8 protein-coding genes are annotated in these 12,383 nt (G+C 33.2%); 2 read left to right on the plus strand and 6 right to left on the minus strand.

Going from position 1 to position 12,383, the window contains the following annotated elements:
- Positions 1-151: 151 nt before the first annotated feature.
- A complete protein-coding gene (locus JRC48_RS07945; RefSeq protein ID WP_235069031.1) occupies positions 152-1,705 on the minus strand; it encodes a nitrite/sulfite reductase in 1,554 nt (517 codons plus the stop codon).
- A 385-nt stretch (positions 1,706-2,090) separates the two neighbouring features.
- Here JRC48_RS07945 and JRC48_RS07950 point away from each other — a divergent pair, with 385 nt between their 5' ends.
- Positions 2,091-4,124 (plus strand): beta-galactosidase, encoded by a 2,034-nt coding sequence (locus JRC48_RS07950; RefSeq protein WP_235069032.1) that lies wholly within the window; start codon positions 2,091-2,093, stop codon positions 4,122-4,124.
- 49 nt (positions 4,125-4,173) lie between these two features.
- Here the strand turns inward: JRC48_RS07950 and JRC48_RS07955 are convergent, their stop codons facing one another.
- The 5 genes from JRC48_RS07955 to ppk1 form a co-directional block, all read right to left on the minus strand.
- Positions 4,174-4,902: an HAD family phosphatase gene (locus JRC48_RS07955; RefSeq protein ID WP_235069033.1), complete on the minus strand. Its 729-nt coding sequence runs from the start codon at positions 4,900-4,902 to the stop codon at positions 4,174-4,176.
- Between the two features lie 329 nt (positions 4,903-5,231).
- On the minus strand, positions 5,232-6,545 hold the full coding sequence (locus JRC48_RS07960; protein WP_235069034.1) for a hemolysin family protein: 1,314 nt from the start codon (positions 6,543-6,545) through the stop codon (positions 5,232-5,234).
- Between the two features lie 268 nt (positions 6,546-6,813).
- Entirely contained in the window at positions 6,814-7,527 is a 714-nt protein-coding gene (locus JRC48_RS07965) for a hypothetical protein (RefSeq protein ID WP_235069035.1), read from the minus strand.
- 8 nt (positions 7,528-7,535) lie between these two features.
- Complete coding sequence (locus tag JRC48_RS07970; protein ID WP_235069036.1) at positions 7,536-8,009, minus strand: hypothetical protein; 474 nt, start codon at positions 8,007-8,009, stop codon at positions 7,536-7,538.
- A gap of 245 nt (positions 8,010-8,254) precedes the next feature.
- The gene (gene ppk1 / locus JRC48_RS07975) at positions 8,255-10,339 is read right to left on the minus strand and encodes a polyphosphate kinase 1 (RefSeq protein ID WP_235069037.1); all 2,085 of its coding nucleotides are present in this window, start codon (positions 10,337-10,339) and stop codon (positions 8,255-8,257) included.
- 422 nt (positions 10,340-10,761) lie between these two features.
- Between ppk1 and JRC48_RS07980 the strand changes: the two genes are divergently transcribed.
- Positions 10,762-12,231, plus strand: coding sequence for a Ppx/GppA family phosphatase (locus JRC48_RS07980; RefSeq protein ID WP_235069038.1), 1,470 nt, complete (start codon positions 10,762-10,764; stop codon positions 12,229-12,231).
- The last annotated feature ends 152 nt before the right edge of the window (positions 12,232-12,383 follow it).

Below are 12,383 nucleotides of genomic sequence, written 5' to 3' on the forward strand. Positions count from 1 at the left end.
CTATTCTTTTGTCTTGTGTTTAACTCCTTCTGAGCTATATAAAATAAAAGCCGGCAACACTCTAGATTATTCTAGAATGATGCCGGCTTACCTTTTTTAATATCGTTTATAAGATTACTTTTAATGATCAGTAGATTAGTATGGAGTTTACTTAAACAAGATATTTTTCTACAAGTGCATGAAAGGCTGCTTCTTCTTTAACTCTATAATCTTCAAAATCAAGATTTGACTTTTCGATATCTTGTGCTAATTCATATAAAAATTCAGGAATTTGTGTTGCTAACATTTCCCCATAACTATGTCCTAATACCGTTTCATCAGCACTAATTTTTCCCCCAACACTAAACGTAAAGCATTCAGCCAAAGTTCCGTCCACTTTTTTCTTTTTACCAGTAAATCCAATCGATCCAATTTGATGGACACCACATGAATTATGACATCCTGATAAAAAGACTCGCGGTAAAATATCTTTATTATAATTTCTATCTTTAAAATATTGTAAAATCTCACGTAAGGTTGATTGACTATTACATAAACCAACTTGACATGTTGGAACTCCAATACAAGAAATACTTTGTTCTAATCTTGTGTTACCACTCATCTCATCCGTTAACTGTAAAAATTGTTTAGCTTCTTTTGCCGTTAAGTTTCTAAAACACATTCCCTCTTCCATCGCTAAACGAACTTCTATACCTTCAACTGACTCAATAAATGAAATTAATTTTTCAAAGTCTACTAACTCCAGTTGTCCCCCCACTGGTTGTAAATAAACACTATACAATCCTGATTGTTTTTGAGCAAACAAACGTGGATGTTCTAGTAATTCAGGCTCAGCCGTTTTAGTGATGGTTGAATTTGTGATTTCTGTTAACTCTAAACCACCTTTTTCCCTTAACTGATCCACATATTTTTGATAAGCTGCTAATGTTTCTTTTTCTCCGAGTTTTTCAACAATATAACGAACACGCGCTTTATTGCGATTCTCATAATCGCCTTCAGCCATAAATAGTTGAACCATTGCCTCCACATAGTACAGCACGTCACTTGGTTTAATGAGTGGCTCATATTTAAGAGCAAGACGAGGATTTTGACCAAGACCTCCTCCTAAATAAACTTGAAAGTATTGTTTTCCATCTTTGGTCACTGCTAAAAAACCTAAATCTTGAACACGGCAGTGTGCCTCATCTGCATCACTACATGAAAAAGATACTTTCAATTTTCTTGGTAACTTATATTTATAAATTTGTTTTAAAAAGTAATTTCCTGTCGCTAATGCATAAGGTGTTACGTCAAAAGCTTCATTTGGATCAACTCCAGATAAAGGAGAGATGGCGACATTACGTGGAAAATCGCCCCCCGCTCCACGTGTATACAAATCATGATCGAGCGCCTCTTTCATTAAATCACAGATTTCATCAATCGATAACCCGTGTAACTGAATGGCCTGACGTGTTGTTAAGTGAATACGTTCTACACCATATTTTTTGGATAAATGATCAATCACCTTCATGTCTTCTAACGTTAAAACACCTGAAGGAATACGTAATCGAATCATCATGTCTTCTTTATTACGATGAGCATAAACACCAAAACCACCTGAAGCATGTTTAAACTTCATCACACTTAACTCACCATTTACAAACTGATGCCCCATCTCACGAAAATCTTCTATTTCTGAATATAAAACTTCTTTTAATTCCCTCATCTAATCACTCCATTTCAATTCATTAATGAATGACTACATCTCATTTTAATTATACCAAATAAATCCAAAACATTCATGATTAAACTGATGCTAACTATTATTTCATTAGTCATTCGATAAATCGCCCATTCACTCAAATCAACATCATCAATCTCTATTTTTTCTAATAATCTTTAGTAAATAATATGTGTTGATGGCTTATAAATGAGTAAAATTTTTAAAACTTAGACTTCTCCCGGGCTTAAATAGCTGTTCTCAATAAGTTTTATTTGAACTGATAGATCATATTCACTCATAAATAGAATATATTACCAAAACTCGCTTTAATTAATCGCTTTCATCTGTTAAGATGAAGTTGTATGTTTTACATGAGGGGGACTTAAAAATGGAATTTAATGAGTTAAGAGTTGCTGATCTGTTACATGGGGCAGATTATAATCCTGAGCAATGGCTCGATCGCCCAGATATTTTAGCTAAAGATATTGAGTTAATGAAAGAAGCTCATTGTAATGTAGTGAGTATAGGAATGTTCTCCTGGTCGATGCTTGAACCAGAAGAAGGAGTTTATCAGTTTGAATGGCTAGAATCAGTCATTAATAATCTTTTTGATCATGGAATTTACACGATTCTTTCAACGCCAAGTGGCGCTCGTCCACCTTGGTTAGCTCAAAAATATCCTGAAGTCTTACGTGTTGAGAAAAATCGCGTTCGTAACTTGTTTGGACTTCGTCATAATCACTGCTATACCTCACCGATTTATCGTGATAAAGTCGCACAAATTAACGGTGAGTTAGCTAAACGTTTTGCCAATCATCCAGGAGTTATCTTATGGCATCTTTCTAATGAATACGGGGGAGAATGCCACTGTCCACTTTGTCAGGAAGCTTTTCGTCAGTGGTTAAAAGATAAGTACCAAACACTTGATGCCTTAAATCAAGCTTGGTGGACAACGTTTTGGAGTCATCGATATACCTCATGGGATCAAATTGAAAGTCCCGCTTTACATGGAGAGATGATGTTACATGGACTTAATTTAGATTGGTATCGTTTTGTCAGCCATCAAACCCTTGATTTTGTTAAATGGGAAAAGGAAAGTGTGAAATCTTACAATCCTCATCTTCCTGTTACCATCAATATGATGTATTACTTCTATGGCATTAATTACTTTGACACGAAAGATTTAATTGATGTTGTTTCTTGGGATTCTTATCCTGTTTGGCATAAAGCTGGGACAACCGATTTAGACATTGGCTGTGATACAGCCATGATGCATGACTTAATGCGTTCTATTAAAAATAAACCTTTTTTATTAATGGAAAGTACGCCAAGTATGACGAACTGGCAAAATGTCGCTAAATTAAAAAAACCAGGCATGCATATGCTTTCTTCTATGCAAGCAATTGCTCATGGTTCAAATTCTGTTCAATATTTTCAATGGCGTAAAAGTCGTGGAGCCTCTGAAAAATTTCATGGTGCCGTTATCGATCATTACGGAAAATCTGATACGCGCGTTTTTCGTGAAGTCTCTGAGCTAGGAATTCGACTTGAGCAACTATCACCTTTAACAAAAACATGTAATCAAGCACAAGTTGCTATTCTTTTTGATTGGGAAAATCGTTGGGCTATTGATGATATGCAAGGTCCTCGTAATATTGGAATGCATTATAAAGAAACCGTTCAACAACATTATAAAGCCCTTTGGAAGCTCGGTACTTCGATTGATTTTATCGATATGAACAGTGATATTTCTTCTTACCAAATCGTCATTGCTCCAATGATGTACTTACTTCGCAACAACTTTGAACAAAAACTAAAAGCCTTCGTTGAGGCAGGAGGAACATTAGTCACGACTTATTGGTCAGGAATTGTGAATGAAACGGATCTTTGCTATTTAGAAGGAACACCTCATGGATTAATGGACGTTTTAGGTCTTCGAAGTGAAGAAATTGATGGTTTATTTGATGGTGAAACAAATAGTGCTTCACCAACGACATCTTCATGGTTAACAAAAGACAAAACTTATACATGCTCACAGTTATGTGATTTAATCATTCCAAGTACGGCTCAAACTCTTATGACTTATAACGAAGATTTTTATCAAAATAAGCCTGCCCTAACGGTTAACTCCTTTAAAGAAGGACACGCGTATTATATTGCCACAAGATTTGAAGATGATTTTTATGATGAATTTTATACACAACTTTTAAAAGAAACAAAAATTTACCGTCCACTAGACATCCCTCTTCCTGAAGGAGTCATTGTGACGTATCGTGATGGCTATTTATTTTTGCAAAACTTTAATCATCATGAAGTCACTCTTTCAGCTCTTCCAACTACGTATCAGCTTATCGATAGTAACCAAGATATTTATCATGATTTTATCCTTCAACCATTTGAAGTCATCATCATTCACGAATAATTGTTATGATGTAAAATTAAAAAGCCTCCTAAGTTAGGAGGCTTTTTGATTAGATTAATTCAATATGGTTCATATCTAGTTTATATTTAACATCTTTACGTTCAACGATGACATTAATTTTTTCCTTTAATGTTTCATCTTCCATGAGTTTTGTAATTAACTCTTTTGTTGGATTAATCGCAAAAGGTGTCCCTACGGCATGAAACATCGTTAAGTCTCCTGTCGTATCTCCATATGCATAACTTTGGCTTAAATCAATATCATACTTTGATTGAAGTTCATTAATCGCCTTTTGTTTACTAACCGAATCCCACATTGGAATCACATTTCCATTATAACGACCTAATTCGTCTGTTTCATAAATCGTTCCTCTAAAGTCATCCATCTTATACTTCATCGCCATTTTACTAACTAACTCCATTGGCGAACCTGATATCGCAATGACAATGTGACCTTGTTCTTTATGCCACTTCATTCGTTCACGTGTAAACGTATAAATACGATCACCTTTTTGATTAATCACTTTTTGTGCGACATGATCAATATGCTCTTTACTAACGCCTAAAATCGCTTGTTTATAAGCATCTACCATTTTTAATAAATATTCATCATAATCACCTTCTCGGCGATCCCATTTTAAATAAACTGGTTTTACCTCGTTATGCCAAACGTCTTCTTCAATTAATTCATATTTGATAATCTTTTTAAAGACTTCTGTAATGAGTCCTTCACGATAAATCGTTCCATCAATATCAAAAAATGCTGCAATTTTCGTCATGTTATCCCTCCATTTTTATCGTTTGATTCACTAATGATTCATTCATTAAAATCTTAATCTTATTGTTAACCAATGCTGTTCCGACTATTATAACAAACTCAAATAAAAAATCAATACATTTATCTTTTAAAATCGTGACTTGTTATATCATACGTCAACCTTTCAAAAGATAAACAAAAAATCAAGACATCTTTATTGTTTACAAATAAGCCAATCAATTCAGATTATTGTTTTAGCGTCAAAAAACTTTAGAGCTAGTCAATGTATTCTCTTTTAGTTAGCGTACTGAAAAAAGACTGCATCCTAATTAATACAGTCTTTTAGCTTATCTACTCAAGTTTATTAAAACAAATTTTTACTTTTTCAATTCGTTTATCTTTGATACCTTCTACTTTAAATAAAACATCTTCAACTTCAACCATGCACTCTTCTGATTCATTAGGAATATAGTCTATTTGATTAATTAAAAACCCACCTAATGTATCATAATCATCTGTTTCTTCATCGATTTTTAGATTTAGTTTATCGTTTAATTCTTTAATGGTAATTAATCCATTAACAAGATAAGTCGTATTGTCTACTTTTTTAATAGCAGGATCATCTTCATCGTATTCGTCATTAATATCCCCCATGACTTCCTCGATAAGATCTTCAATCGTCACAATTCCTGAAAATCCACCATATTCATCAATTAAGACAGCTAAATGATTTTTTGACTTTTGTAACTCTTTAAATAATTGATCAATATTTTTACATTCAGGTACAAAAGAAGGAGTATGAAGGAGTTTTCTAATGTCAACTTTCTCAAATCCTACCTTGTAAGCTTCATTAAAAAAGTCTTTAAGGTATAAAACACCTATAATGTTATCAATATCACCTTCATAAACCGGAATACGTGAATATTTCTCATCTAACAATTCATTAATACATAGCTTTTGCTCGATATTAATCATGTAGACTTCCGTTCGCGGAGTCATGACTTCTTTAGCTAGCTTATCATCAAAATCAAAGATACTATTAATCATTTCTTTTTCAATTTGATTAATCACACCATGCTCTTCTCCTGCATCTACAAGTGATTTAATTTCTTCACGTGATACTTTTTCTTCTAAGTCAGAATCATTGATCCCGAGTAAATGAAGTAATAAGTTGGTTGATAAAGATAACAATTTAACAAATGGTTTCGTTAGTTTAGAAACAAAGACAATCGGTCTGACCGATAACATCGCAATCTGTTCTGATTTTTGTAAAGCAATTCGCTTTGGCACTAACTCACCAAAAACGAGCGTAAAATAAGATAACAGCAAGGTAATCACAACAAGTGCAACTGACTGTGCATAAGGAACTCCAATTTGTGATAGGTAATATCCTACCACCTCTGAAACGCCAGTTGCTGCTGATGCACTTGAGAAAAATCCTGCTAACGTAATCCCTACTTGAATCGTTGATAAAAACTTATTTGGTTCTTCTAATAACTGAACAAGTAAGGTTGCTCTCTTATTTCCATCATCTGCTAACATTTTCATTCGATTTCGATTGACTGAAACAATCGCCATCTCTGCTGAAGCAAAGAATGCATTTAACGCGGTTAATACGAAAATCAAAATAAATTGTGAAATTAAACTCGTCGGCTCGGGGTCCATAAACTTTATCTCTCCTCTATATTATAAAATTTACGCTTATTCTAGCATATGGAAGATTATTCCGTAAGATATATCTTTATAATTACATAAAATTTCTACTTATTATATATATCTATTAGAACATCTTCTCTACTTCTCATATCATATTCAATTCATCTTATCAGGGTAACACCTCTACTTAGAGTTTATAACTCTTCCTACTTACTGGTTTTGATCTTTTTAAGAGTCATTTAAGTAAAAGTTTACGTTATAAAAAAGATTGTATTCCTCACTTAAATTTGTGGATATAGGCATCATACCAATCTGTTTTCCATCCTTGTTCTTTGCAAAATGATAATAACTCATTTTCGTCATTAATTCCACGTTCAGTAATCAGTCGATGAGTTTCCTTATTCACAATTAAGCCATTATCAATATGATCCGATAGTTCACGATACATGGCTTGACTCCGAATATGCGAAAATTCACAACTTCTAATAATAAGTGGCTCTCCTGTTAATTCATCATGCGTGAGTTTATATTTCGTACGGCGCTTCTTTTTTAATTTTTTACGTGCCTCATTTAACGTGTAGTCATATTCTAATCGTTGTAATCTTACACTTTCACAAGTATTAATCGCATCATAAAATTTCTTAGAGGCTTCTAAATTCAGTCCCTTTTTTCCCGCTCCATTTTCTTCAATTGTTTTGGCTAATAGTTCTAATACTTTATATCCTCTGATATAAAGCTCTCCGTTAAAGTTACACTTAAATTCACTCGATAATCTCATAACTAAAAACTGTGCATTTGCTTTATTAGTTCGTATAATACTGTGTAATTTGTTCTTTTTAACCCACATCCATCCTTTTTCATCAATGAGGATACTATCTCGCCAGGCTCGTTGTAATTCTGATTTAACTTTTTGGGTAATTTGATTTTCAAGCACTGGTTCTGTATAGTTTAAATCCTTTCCTTGTCGGTATGGTATAAGCTCATTTTTCACAGTAATAATTAATCCCTCCCAACCATTTGATTATATAAATCATTCAGTTGAGCCATCGCTTCACTTGCCTTTTGATGATGACAAAGATCGGGGTGAATCACTTTAGAAATTTTATCTCGCCATGATTTAGCTTGACGTTGATCACTGAAATGCGTACTTTTAATATTCAGTTTATTCATTCGTAACTGTCCATCTAACTCTGTTAAATAAAAAATATACTCACTAGCAAGACTAGTAAAGTAATCACTGTCATTAACACGATCATTAACTCGTTCTTTACTCACTTCAACTGATGGATGTTCATTTACTTTTAATGTTTCAAGTTTTTGTTTAAAACTACTAATAGCCTCTATTAGTTCGTTCCAACTACGACCGGTAATATGAATATGTTTTCCCCCATCAAGCTTAATTTGCCTTCTAACTTCATTAAAAGTTCCTAATTGTTTTAGTTCTTCTGAATCTTTAACTTTTAACCACTCCAAACGAATCCCCCCATTTCACTATCATCTATTATCACTGTATTCAGAAAAAAGAGGTAATATGAACAGAAAAAAGCATCGATCATTTCCTCAATCATCGATGCTTTTTTTATATGTATTTATTCATTTCTAACACGATTTTTAAAAACAAATGATCGAATTGTTACTCAGACATCTTAAAGTAAAATGAATCGACCACTAGTCTAACTTAAATATTATCTCTCATAAGAGATGTCCTAAACTTACGTTTATCTTGAGATGGGAACTAAAACGTCACAAATTTTTAATTTATTTGAATCATCCTTCATGAGTTGCCACATTTCTAATTGAGCATTCATCACAGGTTTACGCGGTGCGACAAGTTTGTAACTTCCATCTGATTGTAGTTCGTACGCATTCGTATTATCACTTAAATAAATCTCTAAAATTTGTTTCATCTTTTCTTTAATGGTTTCATCTTCAACAATTCCCATCGTTTCTACGCGTCGACTTAAATTACGATACATCCAATCAGCACTTGAAATATAAAACTCCTCATCTCCATCATTATAAAAATAATAAATGCGACTATGCTCGAGCAATCGTCCAACAATACTTCGTACTGTAATATGATCACTAACTCCTTTAAGTTGTGGACGTAAGCAACAAACTCCTCTAACAATTAATTCAATTTTAACGCCTGCCGCTGATGCTTCGTACAATTTCGTAATGAGTTGTTTATCATATAATCCATTCATCTTAGCAATAATATGTGCCTTTTTTCCCGCTTTAGCATGTTTAATTTCTCGATCAATGAGCATTTCAAACTTTAAACGCAGTTTATGAGGAGCAATCGTTAACTTCTTCATTCGATCAGCCGACGCGTAGCCAGATAGCATGTTAAATAAGATCGATGCATCTTCACCAAATTGATAATCTGATGTTAAAATCCCCATATCTGTATAAAAATTAGCTGTAACATCATTATAATTCCCTGTACCAAAATGAACGTAACGTCTTAATCCCTCTTTTTCTTTACGAACGATTAATAATATTTTACAGTGTGTTTTTAAGCCAATGACACCATAAATCACATGACAACCTGACTTTTCAAGTTTTCGTGCCCAATGAATATTATTTTCTTCATCAAATCTCGCTTTTAATTCAACTAAAACAGTCACTTGCTTTCCGTTTTCTGCGGCACGTGCTAAAGCTTCAACAATTGGAGAGTTTCCGCTCACACGATATAAGGTTTGTTTAATCGCTAAAACTTTCGGATCATCTGCTGCCTGTTGGACCATTTTTACAATCGGATCAAATGATTGAAAAGGATGGTGTAGCAAGATATCCTTTTCTTTTAAGACATCAAAGATCACTCGCTCCTTTAATTCTGAAATAGAATTTGGAATCTTACGTTTAAATTTTAACTCTTCGTAACCTTCAATACTTGCAAGCTTTGATAAAAAAGTGAGATCGACTGGGCCATGAACACGAAACGTATATTCATCTTCTATTTCTAATTCTTCTTCTAGAATCGTCACCACTTCTCTTGGAGCTTGTGATTCAATTTCAAGACGAATGACTTCTCCCCATTTTCTTTGTTTTAATGATTCTTCAATCGTTTCTAATAAGTCTTCTGCTTCTTCTTCATCCACATGCATCGCCGCATTTTTAGTAATCCGATAACAGCAACTATGTAAAACATCATGACTGCTAAAGAGTTCAGATAACTTTGGTTTAATTAAATCCTCAAGTAAAATATGAACTGATCCTGTTTTTGTAGGAACACGAACGATTCGTGGTAACACAGATGGAACTTGAATGGTTGCAAAAACTTGTTCATAATCTTGTTTACCTATGAGTAACAGTCCAATATTTAACGTCTTATCTAAAATTAACGGAAACGGACGTGCTTGATCAATGACCATTGGAGTTAAAACTGGATAAATCTGCGTTTGATAGTAATAATCCATATAACCTTTGGTTTTTTCATCTAACTGCTCATACTTCACTAGCTCGATGTCATGAGTCTTTAATTCCTCTAGTAATTGATCATATGTCTCATACAGGTCACTAACTAGTGTTCTTGTCTTAAACAACGATTCTTTCATTCGTTGAATCGGCGTACGTCCTGAAATATCTAACGAATTGAGTTCCGCTTGACATAAATCATATAAACCTGCAACTCTAACCATAAAAAACTCATCTAAATTAGAGCTAACAATGGATAAAAACTTGGCACGCTCCAGTAATGGATTCGCATGATTCTTTCCCTGATCTAATACTCGTTGATTAAACTCGATTAAACTTAATTCTCGATTAAAAAAATGACTTGGTTGATCTAACGACTTCATCCTCTATTTCTCCCTATTCTATCTACCTATTTTTAATCATATTATCGACTTCAAATGAATTAATCTTCTGTAATATTTTTATTAACTTTTTGTTAAAACATTCGTCTTTTTTTGATTTCATTAAAATCATATCGGTCTTTTCTAATATTCTATGCTCTTTTGCTATATTATATATATAAGCCTAGATAAATTTTCTAGAGAAAAAGTTCTTAGCGTCATCATGATTTTTTACAAGATAGATTTATTTCTAACACATGTAGAGAAATTTTAAAAAAGATTAGTTTTATTAGGATTTAAAAAATTCATAAACTAAAACTCATATTAACTAATAAAATACAGCTACAAAACGAGTGATTAAGATTAATTTTGAAATCAGAATCAAATAATATCACTCATAATCAAAAGATAAAGGTGTGATTTGATTGAAAAGATTGAGCATTATCGACATAGGTTCAAACTCAATTAAAGTTTTAATTGCAACACTGTATTCGGACCGTTACTACGATATTATTAAAGAGGAAAAAGTCCCTTTTCGTATCAGTCAATTTTTAAGTCCTGATCAAACGTTAACTGAAGAAGGAAGCAAACAATTACTTGATATTTTAAGTTACTTTAAACATTTAAGTGATTATCATCGCGTGGATCAAATTCTAGCCATTGCAACAGAAGCGACTCGTCGTCTCAAAAATGCTACTGAACTCCTGGCTCGTATCCAAAACCAACTTCAAATTTCGGTTGAACTTCTTCCTGGAGAAACCGAGGCGTATTATGGTTACCTCGCAACCCTTCATACCATTGATTTGTCTGATTACCTTCAAATTGATATTGGTGGATCAAGCATGGAAATTGTTTTAGTGAAAAATAAGAAATTAATACATGCTGTCAGTCTTCCACTAGGTGCTATTGCGACGAGTAAACAATTTAATTTATCAGAGGAAATTACTAAAGAAAAAGAAGACACTTTCAATGAATTTATTCAATCTTCTTATCAGCAGATTCCTTGGTTAAAAGAAGCCATTCATCTACCGATTGTTGGGATTGGCGGAACAGTACGAATGATTAGTAAAATCTATCGCCAATCAACTGGCGATACGATTAAACTTCAACATCACTATAAACTATCCAATAAAAATATAAATACCGTCTATGAACTCCTCGCTCCTTTGCCACTTAAAGATCGTTTAACGATTAAAGGGATGTCAAAGGAACGTGCTGATATTGTTTTAGGCTGCCTCATGACTGTTCAATCACTGATGCGATACATTGACTCTAAAGAACTCATCATTAACCGGTACGGAATTCGACAAGGACTATTATTTAAAAATCTTCAACTCCCTGCTCATTCTGTGTTAGACTATTCTATTTGTAACTTACTCATTCATTTTAAGTTAGATGAACATTACAATGATCGACTTAAGCAGTCGACATTAACAATTGCTAATCAACTCGGTATAAACGATCACTCTTCTTTAAGTACTTTAAAAGTAATAAGTAAACTGCATCAAATCGGTCAGGTTATTTCTGCACAAAACATCAATAAACATACGTTTCACTTGTTGATGAATCTTCAAATTAACGGACTTGAACCGAAAGAGCAACTAATGGCTGCTTATTCCATTAAACTTCTTGATCGCTTTAACATAAAAAACGAACATGCTAATCTTTTAACAGACGAAGATTTAATGAAATGTAAACAATATGCACTCATTCTTCAACTAGCAAACGAATTAATTGCACTCATCCATGAATTTGATGAACTTAAAATCAGTTCAGATACAATCAATATCCAACTCTCTCACCCCATTCCTCATCTTTATATCAACAAAATTAATCACTTATCCACTTTATATGAAGAAGTATTTCATCGCCAATTACTCATCAACCAGCTATAATCACGAAGAACTATCTACACTCTAAATCTTTAATGATATTTATTAATGAGAACACGAATCATTCAGTTAGCAAGGTCATCTATTATATATTAAAAAGAGGATTAACGAGGACAATGAAAAAGGAGCTTATTATTTTAAAATAATAAGCTCCT

It is taken from the genome of Turicibacter sp. TJ11 (genome assembly GCF_021497505.1).
GTDB lineage: Bacteria > Bacillota_I > Bacilli_A > MOL361 > Turicibacteraceae > Turicibacter.